This window comes from Streptococcus sp. E29BA (assembly GCF_041807805.1).
Classification (GTDB): domain Bacteria; phylum Bacillota; class Bacilli; order Lactobacillales; family Streptococcaceae; genus Streptococcus; species Streptococcus entericus.
In genome coordinates this window covers 26,003-43,467 of record NZ_JBGTZA010000016.1, presented here as the reverse complement: position 1 = coordinate 43,467, position 17,465 = coordinate 26,003, and the positions used below count along the sequence as shown (strand labels likewise).

General features: G+C 46.1%; 15 protein-coding genes. 11 read left to right on the top strand and 4 right to left on the bottom strand.

The window, feature by feature from the left end; genetic code table 11:
• Positions 1–77: 77 nt before the first annotated feature.
• Positions 78–1,532 carry an aminotransferase class I/II-fold pyridoxal phosphate-dependent enzyme gene (locus tag ACERC8_RS05395; RefSeq protein WP_373658869.1) on the bottom strand — a complete coding sequence of 485 codons (1,455 nt, stop codon included), beginning with the start codon at positions 1,530–1,532 and terminating at the stop codon, positions 78–80.
• 664 nt (positions 1,533–2,196) lie between these two features.
• Here ACERC8_RS05395 and rnhC point away from each other — a divergent pair.
• The 3 genes from rnhC to ACERC8_RS05380 all read left to right on the top strand — a co-directional run bounded on the left by rnhC (position 2,197) and on the right by ACERC8_RS05380 (position 6,306).
• Entirely contained in the window at positions 2,197–3,144 is a 948-nt protein-coding gene (gene rnhC, locus ACERC8_RS05390; RefSeq protein ID WP_373658868.1) for a ribonuclease HIII, read from the top strand.
• Positions 3,145–3,151: 7 nt separating this feature from the next.
• The gene (lepB, locus tag ACERC8_RS05385) at positions 3,152–3,745 is read left to right on the top strand and encodes a signal peptidase I (RefSeq protein ID WP_373658867.1); all 594 of its coding nucleotides are present in this window, start codon (positions 3,152–3,154) and stop codon (positions 3,743–3,745) included.
• A gap of 83 nt (positions 3,746–3,828) precedes the next feature.
• Positions 3,829–6,306 (top strand): ATP-dependent RecD-like DNA helicase, encoded by a 2,478-nt coding sequence (locus tag ACERC8_RS05380; RefSeq protein WP_373658866.1) that lies wholly within the window; start codon positions 3,829–3,831, stop codon positions 6,304–6,306.
• A 337-nt stretch (positions 6,307–6,643) separates the two neighbouring features.
• On the opposite strand, the gene dinB is transcribed toward ACERC8_RS05380, so the two are convergent.
• Positions 6,644–7,747, bottom strand: coding sequence for a DNA polymerase IV (gene dinB, locus ACERC8_RS05375; RefSeq protein ID WP_373658865.1), 1,104 nt, complete (start codon positions 7,745–7,747; stop codon positions 6,644–6,646).
• Positions 7,748–7,954: 207 nt separating this feature from the next.
• Between dinB and pflB the strand changes: the two genes are divergently transcribed.
• Together pflB and ACERC8_RS05365 are read left to right on the top strand one after the other, a co-directional pair.
• On the top strand, positions 7,955–10,285 hold the full coding sequence (gene pflB, locus ACERC8_RS05370) for a formate C-acetyltransferase (RefSeq protein WP_373658864.1): 2,331 nt from the start codon (positions 7,955–7,957) through the stop codon (positions 10,283–10,285).
• 175 nt (positions 10,286–10,460) lie between these two features.
• Positions 10,461–10,826: a hypothetical protein gene (locus tag ACERC8_RS05365; protein ID WP_373658863.1), complete on the top strand. Its 366-nt coding sequence runs from the start codon at positions 10,461–10,463 to the stop codon at positions 10,824–10,826.
• A gap of 468 nt (positions 10,827–11,294) precedes the next feature.
• Here the strand turns inward: ACERC8_RS05365 and ACERC8_RS05360 are convergent, their stop codons facing one another.
• Positions 11,295–12,467 (bottom strand): tyrosine-type recombinase/integrase, encoded by a 1,173-nt coding sequence (locus tag ACERC8_RS05360; RefSeq protein WP_373658862.1) that lies wholly within the window; start codon positions 12,465–12,467, stop codon positions 11,295–11,297.
• Positions 12,468–13,088: 621 nt separating this feature from the next.
• A complete protein-coding gene (locus ACERC8_RS05355) occupies positions 13,089–13,607 on the bottom strand; it encodes a helix-turn-helix transcriptional regulator (protein ID WP_373658861.1) in 519 nt (172 codons plus the stop codon).
• A 221-nt stretch (positions 13,608–13,828) separates the two neighbouring features.
• Between ACERC8_RS05355 and ACERC8_RS05350 the strand changes: the two genes are divergently transcribed.
• The 6 genes from ACERC8_RS05350 to ACERC8_RS05325 all read left to right on the top strand — a co-directional run bounded on the left by ACERC8_RS05350 (position 13,829) and on the right by ACERC8_RS05325 (position 17,464).
• Positions 13,829–13,999 carry a transcriptional regulator gene (locus ACERC8_RS05350; RefSeq protein ID WP_373658860.1) on the top strand — a complete coding sequence of 57 codons (171 nt, stop codon included), beginning with the start codon at positions 13,829–13,831 and terminating at the stop codon, positions 13,997–13,999.
• An 81-nt stretch (positions 14,000–14,080) separates the two neighbouring features.
• A complete protein-coding gene (locus ACERC8_RS05345) occupies positions 14,081–14,248 on the top strand; it encodes a hypothetical protein (protein WP_018368052.1) in 168 nt (55 codons plus the stop codon).
• Positions 14,239–14,526 (top strand): hypothetical protein, encoded by a 288-nt coding sequence (locus ACERC8_RS05340; protein ID WP_018368051.1) that lies wholly within the window; start codon positions 14,239–14,241, stop codon positions 14,524–14,526. Before ACERC8_RS05345 ends, ACERC8_RS05340 begins: the two co-directional genes overlap by 10 nt.
• A gap of 148 nt (positions 14,527–14,674) precedes the next feature.
• Positions 14,675–15,181, top strand: a complete 507-nt coding sequence (locus tag ACERC8_RS05335) for a hypothetical protein (RefSeq protein ID WP_373658859.1) — start codon at positions 14,675–14,677, stop codon at positions 15,179–15,181.
• A complete protein-coding gene (locus ACERC8_RS05330) occupies positions 15,178–16,755 on the top strand; it encodes a phage/plasmid primase, P4 family (protein WP_373658858.1) in 1,578 nt (525 codons plus the stop codon). The genes ACERC8_RS05335 and ACERC8_RS05330 overlap by 4 nt, the downstream gene beginning before the upstream one ends.
• Before the next feature lie 328 nt (positions 16,756–17,083).
• Positions 17,084–17,464, top strand: coding sequence for a hypothetical protein (locus tag ACERC8_RS05325; protein ID WP_373658857.1), 381 nt, complete (start codon positions 17,084–17,086; stop codon positions 17,462–17,464).
• The last annotated feature ends 1 nt before the right edge of the window (position 17,465 follow it).

Sequence of the window (17,465 nt, the reverse complement as noted above, 5' to 3'; positions counted from 1 at the left end):
GGGTACTTGAGGATCATATTTTTCAATCACCTCTGTGGGCATATCTGATATTTTTCTAAAATCTTTGAGCATTTATTTCACCCTTCCCCAATCACATTAATCATCTCCACATCAGGGTCTTCGGTTCCCTGGAGCGAGCAACCGCGCTCCTTGGCAAACTGGATGTAGTCCACGATGTCCTGGGTCACCCGCTCACCTGGGGCAAGGAGGGGAATGCCTGGCGGGTAGCACATGACAAACTCACCACAGACCTGGTCGACAGCAGCCGCTAGTGGAAGACGCTTGCGCTTGGCGTAGAAGGCTTCTTGGGGAGATAGCACGAGCTGGGGCTGGATGTATTCCCCAGCGATCAGGTCGCTCCCATCCCGCGCATACAGCCGCTTGATGTCGGCTAACGCCCCTACCAGACGCTCGATGTCTTGCAGGCGATCACCAATGGAAATGTAAGCCAGAATATTGCCAATATCCCCAAACTCAATCTGAATGTCATACTCATCTCGGAGCAGGTCATAAACCTCAATCCCTGTCAGACCGATACCTTGTGTATAAACGGACAGCTTGGTCACGTCAAAATCATGAACAGTCACCCCATCAATCAACTCCTTGCCGTAGGCATAGTAGCCACCGATAGCGTTAATCTCCCGTCTGGCATACTCCGCCATCTCAATCACACGCTCAAAGGAAGCCTGCCCACGCAAGGCGAGATTACGACGGGAAATATCCAAACTGGACAGGAGCAAGTAGGAAGCTGAGGTCGACTGGGTTAGGTTGATGATTTGGCGGACGTATTCCGCATTAACACCCTCACCGACCAAAAGGAGCGACGATTGGGTCAGGCTGCCGCCAGATTTGTGCATGGACACAGCCGCCATATCAGCCCCTGCTTCCATAGCAGACAAGGGCAGGTGATCTGTAAAGCCCAGATGAGCACCGTGAGCTTCATCAACCAAGACGGTCATGCCATGCGCATGCGCCAGCTCCGTCAAAGCTCTCAAATCTGAACAAATGCCGTAGTAGGTCGGGTTGTTGACGAGCACGGCAACCGCATCAGGATGCTCTGCTATGGCCGCCGCCAAGCGGTCGGTCTCCAAAGCTAAGGCAATGCCAATCTGAGGTTGGACGCTCATCTCTACATAGATGGGAATGGCGCCACAGAGCACCAGAGCGTTGATGGCAGACTTACGGACGTTGCGCGGCAAGATAATCTTGTCGCCAGCCTTGCAGGTGGCAAGAATCATGCTCTGCACCGATGAGGTCGTGCCGCCAATCATGAGAAAGGCATGCGCCGCACCAAAGGCCTCGGCAGCCAACTCCTCAGCCTCACGGATGATGGAAACAGGGTGACCCAGATTATCCAAGGGCTTCATGGAGTTGACATCAATGCCAACACACTTCTCCCCCAAGAGCTCCACCAGTTCTGGGTTACCGCGACCACGCTTGTGTCCTGGCACGTCAAAAGGAACGATACGCTTCTTGCGCAAATTGACCAGCCCCTGATAAATGGGGGCTTGGTTCTGATTTAATGGGGTCATGACAACTCCTTTCCAAGGTTAAGCGAATAGCGTGAAACAAAAAAAGAACAGGATACACTCATCCTGTCCATTGGGTTTATGACGTTGGTTTTTATCTTGAGTTTATGTGCCTAGTGTTTCCTACTCTCAATGCAAATATCACGTACTTTATTGACCGTTTCACAAGATGATTGTGGGCTTACCCCCACAGCTGCTTATAGTGACTGAAGCAAGGTCAGTCATCAACTTATAAAATCGAGCTTTAGAACGGATGGTCACATCGGCGAGTTTGTCAGATGAGCTGCTCATGTGATATCAATCTAGGTAAACTTTTGCAACCATACTGAGCGTATGGCAAAAAAGTTTAACGACGAGTGACACTCAAATGAGGAGCTCAAGCACTAGCTCGACAGTGAACAGACGTTCGACCTCAATCAATAATGTGGTCACATCGACCACGCTTCGGCTACTGCCCCGCCTGTCCGTCGGCTTATAAAGGGCATTATTTGCTAGAAAACATTTCTGCTAAACTTCTAGTCTTGATTAGTGTAACATGTTTCGAGTGAAAAAACAAGAATCTGTCACTAAAAAAATTATAAATCAGCAATTCCCGAACGCTAAAAAAAGTTTTAAAATCATCATTTTCAAGCCAGCAAGCTAGGCAACTTTATGATACAATAGAAACATGACACATCTGGTTTTTGAGCTTGCACCGACGGCTCTGATAACAGCACAGCACATCCTTACCCCCTACGCGGTGGCTCATCAAAACGCCCACGCCCTGACAGTTGCTAAACTCAAGGGCTGCACTCTAACCCTCTACGCCTCAGGCAAACTCCTTATTCAAGGTAGTCAGGCACAGGCAGTGGCAGCGGATTTGGGCTTTGTGGAAATGGCTGAGCAGGCCTCAAGCAAACACTCAGCCAGTAGCAGCTCAACCAGACCGACCGCTACTGGTCAACCCAGCAATCAGCTCAGTTTGATTGGGTCTGACGAGGTGGGGAACGGGTCTTACTTTGGCGGTCTAGCAGTTGTGGCTAGCCACGTCACTCCTAGTAATCATGCTTGGCTAAAGCAACTGGGTGTTGGGGACTCAAAGACCCTGACCGACCAAAAAATCAGGCAAATCGCTCCCTTGTTGGAAGAAAAAATCCCCCACAAAGCTCTGCTATTGACCCCGAAAAAATACAACCAAGTGGTCGGTGAAGGGCTCAGGCATAACGCCGTCTCCGTCAAGGTCGCCCTCCACAATCAGGTAATTTTCCTGCTCTTGCAGGAAGTGAGTGAGCCAGAAGCTATCGTCATTGATGCTTTTACCAGCGAGAACAACTACCGCAAGTACCTGCAGCAGGAGGTTAACCAGTTCCACCAGCCCATCAGCCTCATTCAAAAAGCAGAAAGTCAATATCTGGCTGTGGCAGTGAGTTCAATCATCGCCCGCAAACTGTTTCTGGATAATCTGGACAGCTTGAGTCAACAAATTGGCTTAACGTTGCCCAGTGGCGCAGGCACAGCTTCCGACAAGATTGCCAGCCAGATTTTAGCTCGGTTTGGTCAGGAAGGCTTGACACAAGTAGCCAAATGGCATTTCAAAAATACACAAAAAGCATACGATTTGTTAAAGAAAAGGTGAACTATCAATGAAAAACTTTATAAAAGAATGGGGAAGCTTTATCCTCACCATGACCCTGATGCTCTTGGCTTGGCTCTTTATTTTTGTCAATGTCCAAGTTGATGGGCATTCCATGGATCCAACCCTTGCCCACGGTGATCGCCTTTTCGTCCTAAAGGTCACACCGATTGATCGCTTTGATATTGTTGTTGCTCAAGAAGAAGCAAATGGCGAAACCAAGCGAATCGTCAAACGCGTTGTTGGCATGCCTGGAGACACTATTAGCTACCATAACGACGTCTTAACCATCAACGGGATTGAGACGAACGAGCCCTATCTGGCTGAATTCATGGCAAAATTCCAAGGAGACAAGCTACAGAGTACCTATGCCTACAGCAAACTCTTTCAAGAGTTAGCCCTCGCATCACCGAGTTTCACTGCTGATGCTACAGGCAATGCCGATTTTACGGTAACTGTACCTGAAGGCGAGTATTTCCTTATCGGTGACGATCGGATCGTTTCAAAAGACAGTCGCCATGTCGGCACTTTTAAGCGGGAGAATATCATCGGTGAAGTGATGTTCCGATTCTGGCCATTTAACAGTTTAGGGACAATTGATTAGAGTAAGTAGAATGTCAGATGATGAGCCCCATCATCTGATTTTCTTTTGTGCTATAATAGAAAAAAAGCAAAACAAGGACAAGTATGGAAACTTATTTTTCAGGTACTATTGAACGGGTGATTTTTGAAAATGCCAGTAATTTTTTCAAGATTATTCTACTGACTATTGAGGAGACCGATAGCTATTTTGATGATGTCGAGATTATCGTGACCGGCACTATCGCTGAAGTTGTAGAGGGAGAGCAGTATACTTTCTGGGGTAATCTCACCCAGCACCCCCGTTACGGAGAACAGTTGGCGGTGACCCGCTACGAGCGCGCCAAACCATCGGCATCTGGACTAGTCAAGTACTTCTCCTCTGACCAATTCAAGGGTATCGGTAAGAAAATTGCCGAAAAAATCGTAGCCACTTACGGTGATGAAGACACCATCGACCGGATTTTAGAGGCCCCCGAGCACCTAACGACCATCACAGGTCTGTCCAAGGTCAAACGCGAAGGATTTCTAGCCACCCTGAAAGTCAATTATGGAACGGAGCAGATCCTTTCCAAACTGGCTGAATATGGTCTCTCCATCCGCTTTGCCCTTCAAATTATCGACAAATACAAGGACAAGAGCCTGAGCCTCGTTCAGGAAAATCCCTATCAACTGGTCGAGGACATTCAGGGCATCGGTTTTAAGACAGCTGACCAGCTGGCAGAACAGCTTGGGATTGATAGCCAGTCGCCGCAACGGTTTCGGGCGGCACTCTTTCACAGCCTCTTGGAGGGCTGTCTGGAGACAGGGGACACCTACATGGAGGACAAGCAGTTACTGGAGCGCGCCCTCTACCTACTCGAAGACGCGCGTCAGGTGGAAATTGACCCTGCTCAAGTCGCCCAAGAGTTATCGGACCTCATCATTGAGGACAAGGTTCAGCAAATTGAGACTAAGATTTTTGACAACAGCCTCTACTTTGCGGAACAGGGCATCCACCGCCATCTGACACGACTCTTGGACAATCATCTCGGTGAGCCGATTGCCGATGAGGAGCTAGATGATACTATCGTTAGGGTTCAAGACGAGCTAGGTATCAGCTACGATCAGACGCAAAAAGACGCCATCGCCCAAGCCCTCAACAGCAAGGTCTTTATCCTAACCGGTGGCCCTGGAACAGGTAAGACGACCGTCATCAACGGCATCTTATCCGCCTATGGCAAACTTCACGGGCTAAATATGGAGACCCGAGATCTGCCGATTGTGCTGGCAGCACCGACTGGCCGAGCCGCTAGACGGATGACCGAGTTAACAGGGTTGCCAGCTGCGACCATTCATCGGCATCTGGGTTTGACCACTGAAGGGGACTACCAGACCTTAGATGATTATTTGGACGCTGACTTGGTCATCGTGGATGAGTTTTCGATGGTGGATACTTGGTTAGCCAACCAACTCTTTGCAGCCATCTCTTCTAATACCCAGCTGATTATCGTGGGCGACAGTGACCAGCTGCCATCGGTCGGTCCTGGTCAGGTACTGGCTGACCTCCTCAAGGTCGATAACCTCTCCCAAGTCGCTCTGACCAAAATCTTCCGCCAGTCTGATGACTCAACCATCGTCACCCTAGCCAGTCAGATGAAGGCTGGCAGCTTGCCTGCAGACTTTACACAGAAAAAGACTGACCGTTCCTACTTTGAAGCCCAAGCCCAGTTTATCCCAGATATGGTGACCAAGATTGTCAGCTCTGCCATGAGGAGCGGCATCGCTCCCCAAGACATCCAAGTACTAGCTCCCATGTATCGAGGACCAGCTGGTATCACCGTGCTCAATCAACTACTTCAGAACCTGATTAATCCTAAAGATGACCAGCTGGAGTTTGCCTTTAACGAGACCCTCTTTCGGGAGGGCGACAAGGTCTTGCACCTGGTCAATGACCCTGAAAGCAATGTGTTCAATGGCGACATCGGTGTTATCTCTCAGCTGGAGTTGGACAAATACACCGATAGCAAGCAGGACGAGCTGACCATCGCCTTTGAGGGCAACGAGGTCACCTACCCCCGCAAGGACTGGGGCAAAATCACCCTGGCCTACGCCATGAGCATCCACAGGTCTCAGGGCAGTGAATTTCCTGTTGTGATCCTGCCGATTACCCGAGGAGCCAGCCGCATGCTCCAGCGCAACCTGCTCTACACGGCCATCACACGCGCCAAGAGCAAGCTGGTCATGTTGGGTGAGGTGGCAGCCTTCAATCAGGCTGTGCGCACTCAAGGGAGCCTGCGAGCCACCTACTTGGTTGAGCGCTTTTTAGGGGAAAATAGCCGAGCAGAACAAGCAGAGACAGACAAGACCACCGACAAGCTGACCGACACCCTAAACCAGACAACTGCTGGTACTGAAACGCTGCAATCAGTACCAAGCCCTGTGACAGACCCTCAGACCACTCATCCAGCGAAAAAAAGCACTACACTTGAAACAAGCCCACCCAGCACACTAGAAACCTATACCCTGAATCGGCAAAACCTCCTGACCATAGACCCTATGATTGGGGTGACGGAAGCAGATATTGAGCATTTCTTTGGAAAGTAACTAAAGAGGCGTTACCAACTATGAGCCATCAAAAGAGACCTGAACCAGTATGAAAAAAAGTGATTAAATCACCTCTGTCACAAGTCTTCACAGGCTGTCCTATCCAGAAAAGAACAAGGTGACCAAGCCTATGTCATCTCAGAAACCCGAGCAACATATCTCGCTCTGCGATTGCCCACGAAATCTACAACACTTATCTCTACAACCAACACGTTCCTTCATTCTATTATCATCGGTTAGCAGATTTCTGTTCTGTCGCATGCCCTTAAGAGATTCACATTTCTAACCATACTAATCTTGTTCTATCACACCAAATCCCACGGCAAGCGCTGTGGGATTAGTCTTTATCGTCTAATAGTTCCAAAGCTTGGGTTCCTATTTCCAAGCCTGTTACAGTCACTCCCAAGAGCCTTATCCCTGAGGTATTTTCCGCCAATTCATCAAAAATGTCATAAGCGATTTTTTCAATCACCTCAAAATGAGCCGTCGCCTCATCTAGGGTGCGGCGTTTGGTTAACGTGGAAAAGTCTGCGTAACGCACCTTGAGGACGATGGTTCTGCCTTGTTTGCCATGTTTGGCTAGAGTAGCCGCCACACGCTTAGCATTTTTGCTGATTTCAACTTTGATATCCTCGTCAGCGTAAAGGAGCTTGGCATAGGTCCGCTCACTGCCGATGGACTTGCGAACACGGTCGGTTCTGACCGGACTGTTGGAAATGCCTCTGGCCTTGCGATAGAGGTCATAGCCAAACCGCCCAAACTGATCAATGAGAACCATCTCTGACAACCCTTGTAAATCCTTGCCTGTAAAGACTCCCATCTCATGCAGACGTTCAACCGTTTTCTTGCCAACCCCATGAAATTTTTCAATGGGCAAATCAGCTAGAAACCCTTCTGCCTCCTCAGGCAAAATCAAGGTCAAGCCAGCTGGCTTTTGAAAATCACTGGCTAATTTGGCCAGAAATTTATTGTAAGACACGCCAGCCGAGCAGGTGAGCTGCAACTCCTGCCAAACGTCGTACTGAATCATCTTGGCAATCTTAACAGCCGATGCGATGCCCAGCTTATTAGCCGTCACATCCAGATAAGCCTCATCGATGCTCATGGGCTCAATCTTGTCCGTGTAACGGGCAAAAATCTCCCGCACCTGACGCCCAACCTCCTGATACTTGCTGTAATTACCAGAGATGAAGACCGCTTGAGGGCAACGGTCATAGGCTTCTTTACTGGACATAGCAGAGCGGACACCAAAGGTCCTAGCCTCGTAGGAGCAGGTCGAGACCACCCCACGTCCACCTGTTTCTCGAGGGTCAGCACCGATGATCACAGGCTTGCCACGCAGGCTAGGGTTGTCCCGCACTTCCACCGCCGCAAAAAAAGCATCCATATCAATGTGGATAATCTTGCGTGAGGTGTCATTGATGAGTGGAAAAATCAACATGGCTGCTCCTTTCTAGGCACGTTCGTTCTCTTTACTATTATACGATTTCTAGGATTTTCTGCAAATAAAACAATTTTATAGTACAGTTAGACTTCTGATTGGAACTGTATTATTAAAGAACTTCTTCACAAGCCTTGTTTTCTCTTGCTGATAACGCTTGCGTTGTGATATAATAAACTTGTCAATATAACACAAAAGGAGACCGACATGGCAAAAGTAACAACAAACACTGATGTTTTTGAAAAGGCCTGGGAAGGCTTTAAGGGAACTGACTGGCGTGACAAAGCAAGCGTTACTCGTTTTGTTCAAGCTAACTACAACCCTTACGATGGTGACGAGAGCTTCCTTGCTCCTGTGACTGAGCGTTCTTTGAAAATCAAAAAAATCATCGAAGAAACCAAAGCACACTACGAAGATACTCGTTTCCCAATGGATATCGACCGTGCTACTTCCATCGCAGGTATTCCTGCAGGTTTCATCGATAAAGATAACGAGTTGATTTTCGGTATCCAAAACGATGAACTCTTCAAACTTAACTTCATGCCACGCGGTGGTATCCGCATGGCTGAAACCACTCTGATTGAGAATGGTTACACGCCTGACCCACTTCTTCATGAGATTTACACCAAGCATGCGACAACAGTAAACGACGGTATCTTCCGCGCTTACACTGCTGACATTCGTCGTGCCCGTCACAGCCACCACGTATCAGGTCTGCCAGATGCTTACTCTCGTGGTCGTATCATCGGTATGTATGCTCGTCTTGCCCTCTACGGTGCAGACTACCTCATGCAAGAAAAAGTTAACGACTGGAACGCCATCACAGAAATCGATGAAGAATCAACTCGTCTTCGTGAAGAAATTAACCTCCAGTACCAAGCCTTGCAAGACGTGGTGAAACTCGGTGACCTCTATGGTCTTGACGTGCGTCGCCCTGCTTTTGACACCAAAGAAGCTATCCAATGGGTCAACATCGCCTTTATGGCTGTCTGCCGTGTCATTAACGGTGCAGCAACTTCTCTCGGTCGTGTGCCAATCGTTCTTGACATTTACTCTGAGCGTGACTTAGCTCGCGGTACCTACACCGAAAGCGAAATTCAAGAATTCGTTGACGATTTCGTTCTTAAACTTCGTACGGTAAAATTCGCTCGTACCAAAGCCTTCGACGAAATCTACTCAGGTGACCCAACCTTCTTGACCACTTCTATGGCTGGTATGGGTAACGACGGTCGTCACCGTGTCACTAAGATGGATTACCGCTTCTTGCACACTCTCGACAACATCGGTAACTCACCAGAGCCAAACTTGACCGTTCTCTGGTCAGACCAGTTGCCATACGCCTTCCGTCGCTACTGTATGGCCATGAGCCACAAACACTCTTCTATCCAGTATGAGGGTGTGACCACCATGGCTAAAGACGGTTACGGTGAAATGAGCTGTATCTCTTGCTGTGTGTCACCACTTGACCCAGAAAGTGAAGAAAAACGCCACAACATCCAGTACTTCGGTGCCCGTGTAAACGTGTTGAAAGCTCTGCTCTCATCTTGGAACAACGGTTACGACGATGTGCATAAAGACTACAAGGTCTTTGATGTGGTTGAGCCAAACAACTCAGAAATCTTTGAGTACGATGAAGTTATCGCTAACTTTGAAAAAGCTCTTGACTGGTTGACAGACACTTACGTGGATGCCATGAACATCATCCACTACATGACTGACAAGTACAACTACGAAGCCGTGCAAATGGCCTTCTTGCCAACTCACCTGCGCGCTAACATGGGCTTCGGTATCTGTGGCTTTGCCAACACTGTTGATTCCCTGTCTGCTATCAAATATGCTGAAGTAAAACCAATCCGTGATGAAACTGGCTTCATCTATGACTACGAAGTGAACGGCGACTTCCCACGCTACGGTGAGGACGATGACCGTGTAGATGACATCGCAAAATGGTTGATGGAAGCCTTCTACACTCGCTTGGCTCGTCACAAACTCTACAAAAATGCTGAGGCAGCTGTGTCAATCTTGACCATCACCTCAAACGTGGCTTACTCTAAACAAACTGGTAACTCACCAGTTCACCGTGGTGTATTCCTCAACGAAGATGGCTCAGTGAACACATCTAAAGTAGAATTCTTCCCACCAGGTGCTAACCCAACATCTAAATCTCGTGGTGGCTGGTTGCAAAACCTCAACTCCCTCAAGAAACTTGACTTCTCACACGCTAACGATGGTATCTCACTAACTACTCAGGTATCTCCAAAAGCGCTTGGTAAGACCTTTGATGAGCAAGTTGGTAACCTGGTGACTATCCTTGACGCCTACTTTGAAGAGGGTGGTCAGCACGTTAACTTGAACGTTATGGACTTACAAGATGTCTACGACAGCATCATGCGTGGTGAAGACGTTATCGTTCGTATCTCAGGCTACTGTGTTAACACCAAGTACCTGACCAAAGAGCAAAAAACTGAGCTCACCCAACGTGTCTTCCACGAAGTCTTGTCAATGGATGACCATGCTAAAGAACTCTTAGGGTTGTAATCAACTAAAAAATCTCAGCTCAAGCTGGGATTTTTTGATGTTTTAGGAAAATGGCAGAGCAAAGACAAAATTTCCTCCTCCATTTACGAATATTCTATTAGGAGGACAAACAAATGAAAAAATACTACTACTCTTTATTAGTTTACTTGGGTTAGCTGGCTGGTTCAGCTCAGCTATGGCTCAAACCATTGACACCTCACCAAGCCATCAGCCCATCCAAGAGGTCAACCTAGACACTGTGAAGGCTAAGATACGAGCTAGAGAAACCTTTTACCTTTTTATCGGTCGTGATGATAACGTTGATGCTCAGTTGGCAATGGCTCAACTTCATGAAGCAGAGACTGCTTCTGCTCCCATCTTGTACCTTAACGTCAAAGGTGTCAATGCGCGATCCTACAAGGCTTTTTCCAAAAAGTACGCTATCCGATCTCATGCCTACATCGCTAAATTCAGCAATCGGAAACAAATTGCTGTCTATCATAATGACTGGCGAGCTGACATCACCCAATTACTAGAATTTCTGACCGCCAATTTAAACTAATGGCTGTACACCTCAATGAGGCTGGGATAAAAGTCCTAGCCTCTTGATTTTTTGATTGTTACCAAATAAAATATCGTTTTTGAAAGGCATAGAATTGCCCTACATGTTCAGTAACGCCTTAATGCCAATCAAAACTCATAGGTCTCGCCTTAAGTCATGACTTGCACAGCAGGTTGACCAACAAATAGCTCAGTGGAGCGACACACATAACGATGACGAGCTTTCTTCTCGCAACCTGCCATATCAACCGACCTACAGCTATCTATCTGAGCTGTCTGGAAGTCAGACAATAACCAGAGGTTAATCACCTGTTAAATTAGGCGAGCATTAGTTTGTTATTAAACAAAACGTTTTCATAATTTACGAAGCTGTGGTATAAAACGCCTATCCCTGCATGTTTGGTCGAAAGCCTTTAATATCAGCGTTTCTAAGGGAGTGAGGGCTTAAAAAATAAAATTTAGGAACTTTTTAGGAACTTTTGAGAACCGATAGCGATTTTTCAAAGTACGTTACCGCCTCTTTTTCTTTGTCTGGTGAGAGGTGGCTATAGGTATCCATGGTAACAGCTATATTAGCATGCCCTAGACGGTTTGATAGGTCTTTATAGGGGATACCAGCGTTCAGCAAGAGACTAGCGTGCGTGTGGCGGAAAGCGTGGAAGGAGCGACCATGGATCCCCAGTTGTTCCAAGTCTTTTTTTAATCTTTCCCTTGCCCTGTTCACATCTGGATAAGGCACTAGGCAGGTACTAAAAACGACTTGAATACCTTGATTGCCCATTTCTTTTAATTTTTTGGCTTGTCTTGCCTTGTAGAGCCGTAACATGAGCGCTGTCTTGCGGTCTATGCTAATGGTACGGTTGCCCTGTCGGGTTTTAGTGGTGCTGACAGTTCCTTGCTCCTGCAAGTTTTTTGAAATGCTGACGGTTCCTACATCTAGGTCGATATCTGACCATTCGAGGGCTAGCGCCTCACCGATACGGCACCCTGTCGCTAGGAGAAACTTGTATAAGGTCGATTTATAAGTATTTTGATAAGTTGGAGGTAGCTTGTCTAGGTAGTCAAGCAGATTGCTGAGTTCCTTGTTGTCAAAATGCTTTTTCACATCTGGCGTTGGTTTGCGTTTGGGGACAATGATATCGTGGCAGGGATTGCTTGGCACGGCATCCAGAGCGACCCCAAAAGCTAGTATGGTCTTGTTCAGGCTGTGAAGTTCGTTATAGAGTTTATAGCCGCCTGATAGCTGTGTGTTGTAGGCTCTTGCCCAGTCGTTGACAACTTTCTGGATATAGGAGCGGTTTAGCTGACTGAGCTTGATTGCCCCAAAGGCTGGGAGTAGGTACCGCTTGATTTCCATATTGTAGCGTCTGATGGTATTTGGCTTAAAAGTGGGATAATTGGTTTCTTGCCAGAGGGTGACTAGTTCGGCATAGGTCGATACCTTGACAGCTTTCTGATGGGTTGTGGAACCTTTTGCGATGAAGTCTCTCTCTTTCTCCCTTGCTTTTTGCTGTAGCTCCCTTTTGGTACGTGCTGATACCGTGGTTTTGATTTTCCTGCCCGTTATCTGGTCAATGCCTAGATAAATGCTGGTACGGTAGACGGTCGATCCGTCTTTTTTAGTGTACGTTGTGATTTTCATTGTCTAACCTCTTTTCTAACTATCAGCAGGCAAGCCGTTATCAAAGGTTTTAGATTGAAGTCAGGGTGAAAATCTGGTATAATATATTCAGGTTAATATTTCACAAGGAGTCAGCGAGAGCTGGCTTTTTCTGTTATTAAAACAATGATTTAGCGGTTAGGCTTTTCTTTTTTCCTAGAATGCCCCTAGTATTGACGAGACCGTCCCTATTTTCGTTTATTTTGGGTCAGTCGGTAAATTTCATAGGGCAAGGGCTAAAATCGTGCTACGGGGCTGCTATGGGCTTGTAGAGGGTGGCGACTTGTGTTATAATGATGACGGCGTTGACCTATACCGCCTGGAAAGGAGGTAAGGGAGTATGGTTAAAGCCGTTTTGTCATTTGTCGCTCTTGCCATTCTATCTGCCTTGATTGATTATGTTATCAGTTATTGGTTGGATAAGTGGTTTAAGCGATAGCATCGAAGGCTAGCACCGTCTAGCATAAGAAAAACCCCTGACGTTAGAACCGTCGGGGGCTTTTTAGCGTTGCCGTATGGCAAGCCGTTTTGTCTTACCCCCTCATTATGACAGGTTTTTATGGAATTGTCAAGGGTTATGCTACGGTTACCGCCTACTAAAGGCTAGCCGATGGGCTGGTCTTTTTGTGTTGGCAGAGGGTAAGAATACTGTTCGCTTAATATCTGCTCAATAAGATTGTACTGTTTTAGAATATAAGCTTCATCGTATCGTCCTAAAATATCCCTATTACCTGTATAGTTAAAATGGATTAAAAATTCGGATTTTGTCAGTCCTGATTTATAGTTTAAGTCACTAGTTGCTTCTAAAAAATCCAAGAAAGTTTTTATTTGCTTATCTGATAAATAAAACTCATTGCCAAGCAAAAATTCTACAAAAGCCACAAGGGGCTCTTTAGCTATCGTTTCATGTAATGCTTCGTAGAAGTCATCTTTTTCACTATACCCCAACAGATACCCCACACTCACCTCAAAATAATCCGCTAGTTGCTGGGCTTTGTCGGATTTTACTTTATGCTTTTCATTTTCCCAATTTGCTATTGTTAGCTTTGTCACGTCTACTATATCGGCTAGCTCTTGTTGAGTTAGCCCTTTTTCAGCTCTCAATTCTTTTAGTCTATTCATAAGTTGTTACTACCTCTCATTTTGATTATATCATATGATCCATAAAAAAGTATAGAAAATTATATTTTTTTTTGGATTTAGGTGTTGACAAGATATAGAAAACTATGCTATATTGTTACTTGCAGGAGAGAAAAGGATAGTTTTCTATACTTCTGTCCAAGCACTCAAACCTTACTACCTTTCACGCTTGGCTATTTATCAAAAGACAAAGGAGGACATCAATGCTTATCACTAACGATATGGCGGAGCGAATTCGTATCAAGCGAGCCGTGAACCGTCAGACCATGAAAGACCTAGCCCAAAAGCTGGGAACGACCTATAAGACCCTATCGCTGATTGAGCAGGGCGATTATGGCGGTTTTGTTGCCCCTAGTGATGGTCTTATGGCATAAGACGCTGACAGTAACCCCAGAGGATAAGGCGGAGCTTGCCCAGCTCTTACAGGAATTGGAAGATAGACAAGGAGTAAGACCATGAGCAATCAGCAAACACTAGCCCAACAGGTGGCTAACGAGTTACGAAAGCTAGAAAAAATCAGAAACTTTGTCATCTCTTACGACCGAGGTTTACTTTATCCTGAGCGGTTCGCTATGTTGGTCAAAGATGTTATGACTGATAAGGAGGGGACAACATGCAACTAGAGCTAAGCCCTCAAGGGGAAAAGAAATTATTCAAAGGTATTCTTGAGTTGATCAGCCGTTTTCTGGACTTGCAGACCAAACCCAAACCACGGTTAACGGGCTTGATTAGCCGACAAGATGCCATGGCAGAACTGGGTATCAAGCGAGCGCAGACTTTCAGAGAGTGGGAAAAGCTAGGTCTAAAAGCCTACCATCCACCGCTTGAGGACACGAGGACTATTTTTTATAAGGTTAGCGAGTTATTAGAATTTTTGGGGGTAGAAGATGAAAGAAGCTGAGGTTGTCGATGTTAGTTAATTTGAACATTCGCCTCAATAATAGCGATCAAGAACTTTTTTGGACACCTTTTGGACAGTGGTTGGACATTGTCCGATAGAAAAACGTGAGCAAGTTATTGCTCAAATATACCAGATGAAAGGAGAGGGAATGCGTTATTTGATTTTAACCCTGCACCGTGACTATTTGGGCTTGTTTGGTTTTTTACAGGATAACCCAACGAGAGTATATCAGCAAGGCGACTACTACTGCTTTATCTATCGCGAGCCCTTGAGTTGCTATCTAATGCCATTTAAGCTGACTAAACTCTGGCTAGAGGTTGCAGAACAAGTCCCAGAGCGAGGAGAGCTGGTGAGAGATTTTGCCCCAGCCTATGCAGGCAATCAGCTGCTGACGGAGCTACTAGACCTAGAACAGCACCAGCTAGCCGAGAAGCGCCAAGGGATAGGACTAGCCCTATCTGGTTGGTTATTAGATGCCCTTTGCTTTGGTATCCATACCAGGCAGGAAGTTGCCTATCTGGTTCGGGTGATGTTTATGACGGGGTATGACTATGAACAAGTTATCGGAGTATTTACCAGTCTAACCAAACGACTAGACCTAGCTCGCTACTTTTTAACCGAGCTAAATCGTTGCTATAAGGGGGTGAGGGTTTGAGTGAGTTAACGGAAAAACTGCTGGCAGATAACCTGCAGAGCAAAACGAGGACAGACCCCGACAGGGTGAGAGGGCAACCTGAAGACGTTGACAAGCAAAAACTGGCAACCTTTAAGGGCTGGCAGAAACAGGTCAAAGCCTATGCTTACAAGAAACGGCAGGATTTGCTTGCAGAATTGATAGCAAAAGGCAAAGACCGTCGCAAGGCTGAGGTAGAAGCTGACAAACCATTGGCTCCTACCTTGGTTGCTGGGATAATGGCAGAGCTCTTGACTGTTTGCAGAATTGAGAGTGATGAAGGGGACAAGCCGGTCTATTTCTATGATCCTGATAAGGGGATTTATCGTCATGATAAGGAATTTTTGAGGGATTTTATCTACGTTATCGAAAACCGCCACAACGAGCGGCGAGCCAATGACTGTATTTATTTTCTGACTAGAAAAGCTCCGTATCGTAAACTTGAAGACAATCCAGACTTGGTCATCGTTGGCAACGGTCTCTATAACAGGAAGAGCCGTCAACTGCTCCCTTATACACCTGAAAAAGTGTTTACGAGCAAGATTGCCACTAATTACACACCGATCGCCAAGAGCCCATCTATCAAGGGCTGGGCGTTTGAAGACTGGTTACTTGACCTATTTGACGGTAACAAAGAGCTTTACCAACTAGCCTTACAGTTGTTAAATGCTGTTGTCCGTGGGGAAAGTTTGGGTAAGATGTTTTGGTTTGTGGGGGCTGGTGGAACTGGTAAAGGGACACTACAGGAGCTTTTTATCAACCTAGTAGGCAGGCAGAACATCGCTAGTATCAAAATCACAGATTTAGACCTTAACAATCGTTTTACCCTAGCACAAGCTATCGGTAAACAGGCGATTATAGGTGACGATGTGCAGGCTGGGGCAGTCATCAAGGACACGTCAAAGCTTTTCAGCCTAGTAGGTGGGGACACTGTCAGCGTTGAGAAAAAGGGTAAGGATGCCTATAGTACTTTTATCAAGACAGTGGTTATCCAATCGACTAACGAACTCCCAAAGGTCAAAGGGGACTACCAAGCCATCAGACGGCGTATGGTGATTTTACCGTTTACCAAACGGTTTGCAGGTAGACCTAACCGAGCCATCAAGAGCGATTATATCAAACGCTCCGAGGTGCTGGAGTATGTGCTAAAACTGGTGATTGACCTAGACTATGGGGACTTTATCAGTCCTAAAATTTCACAAGAATTGTTAGACGACTACCAGCAGGCGCTTGATCCCGTGCTAGTATTTGCCCAAGAGCTTTTTGACCAGCCACAATCCAGTTTTTTTCCTAATGATTTTGTTTGGTGGTGCTTTGCCAAGTATGCGGAATACCACAATCATAGTCATCAGTACACAAGCCAAGGATTAAATACCGCCTTTCCAAAGTACCTACCCGATGACTGGGAAAAAGCCCCTTACCCTGTCAGTTTACCGACAGGGGCGGAATTGCCCAAGGGGTTCTATCCCCAGGAAGACATGCCGCCCTATTTGCCTAATACTTACGCCCCAGCGAGAACAAAGCGCCAACGGGGCTATAGGCGAAAGAATAAGTAAGTCACTACACACCAAGGCAGTCACTACGCTTTTTACTACGCTTAAAAAAACAAGTGTAGTGAAAAAAATCCAGACACAGCAAGGCTTTACCCTTATTTACTACACCTACTACACTTATTTAAGGGGTGTAGTAAATAAAGAAAAGCGTTCCTCTCTTTTTTAGAAAATACAGGGACTAGAAAGCAAGTGTAGTAAGTGTAGTGAAACGCTCGGAAACCTAGTAAAATCAAGGGTTTTAGCTACTACGCTTGCCAAAAAAAGCGTAGTGAGGGCGTAGTGAATCAGCTGAAAAGTGTAGCAAAAAACTGATACGCCTGAGGAGAACAATATGACATCTAAAATCAAAATGAAAAAGAAAAGACCTTTTATCTGGGGTTCAGCTTTTAACAATGGATACAAAACTGCAACAATCGTTAATGAATTGTCTAGTAAATACGGAACCAAAATAAAAGACTTTATAGATAAGGAGTTGCAACATAACAAAGATAATACCGTTACTTTTGACAGCAATTTTTATAATCGCGGTGAAAAACAAGGTATCGAAAGAACCGACTTGATGCAATTAAAAGCAGCTATGAAGGATAAAGGGCGTTTGATTGGCAACAAAGCTTATTTTAACAAAGCTAGTCATCAAAAGAGCCAAAACAAGAAAAAACAAAGCAACCAATGGAGCAGCCCATTTAGAAAATTCATAAAGAAAGAGGAATAAC

Bases quoted from the DNA above. Each gene is read 5' to 3' on its own strand.
- ACERC8_RS05395 (WP_373658869.1), bottom strand. From the start codon at position 1,532: ATGACCCCATTAAATCAGAACCAAGCCCCCATTTATCAGGGGCTGGTC.
- rnhC (WP_373658868.1), top strand. From the start codon at position 2,197: ATGACACATCTGGTTTTTGAGCTTGCACCGACGGCTCTGATAACAGCA.
- lepB (WP_373658867.1), top strand. From the start codon at position 3,152: ATGAAAAACTTTATAAAAGAATGGGGAAGCTTTATCCTCACCATGACC.
- ACERC8_RS05380 (WP_373658866.1), top strand. From the start codon at position 3,829: ATGGAAACTTATTTTTCAGGTACTATTGAACGGGTGATTTTTGAAAAT.
- dinB (WP_373658865.1), bottom strand. From the start codon at position 7,747: ATGTTGATTTTTCCACTCATCAATGACACCTCACGCAAGATTATCCAC.
- pflB (WP_373658864.1), top strand. From the start codon at position 7,955: ATGGCAAAAGTAACAACAAACACTGATGTTTTTGAAAAGGCCTGGGAA.
- ACERC8_RS05365 (WP_373658863.1), top strand. From the start codon at position 10,461: ATGGCTCAAACCATTGACACCTCACCAAGCCATCAGCCCATCCAAGAG.
- ACERC8_RS05360 (WP_373658862.1), bottom strand. From the start codon at position 12,467: ATGAAAATCACAACGTACACTAAAAAAGACGGATCGACCGTCTACCGT.
- ACERC8_RS05355 (WP_373658861.1), bottom strand. From the start codon at position 13,607: ATGAATAGACTAAAAGAATTGAGAGCTGAAAAAGGGCTAACTCAACAA.
- ACERC8_RS05350 (WP_373658860.1), top strand. From the start codon at position 13,829: ATGCTTATCACTAACGATATGGCGGAGCGAATTCGTATCAAGCGAGCC.
- ACERC8_RS05345 (WP_018368052.1), top strand. From the start codon at position 14,081: ATGAGCAATCAGCAAACACTAGCCCAACAGGTGGCTAACGAGTTACGA.
- ACERC8_RS05340 (WP_018368051.1), top strand. From the start codon at position 14,239: ATGCAACTAGAGCTAAGCCCTCAAGGGGAAAAGAAATTATTCAAAGGT.
- ACERC8_RS05335 (WP_373658859.1), top strand. From the start codon at position 14,675: ATGCGTTATTTGATTTTAACCCTGCACCGTGACTATTTGGGCTTGTTT.
- ACERC8_RS05325 (WP_373658857.1), top strand. From the start codon at position 17,084: ATGACATCTAAAATCAAAATGAAAAAGAAAAGACCTTTTATCTGGGGT.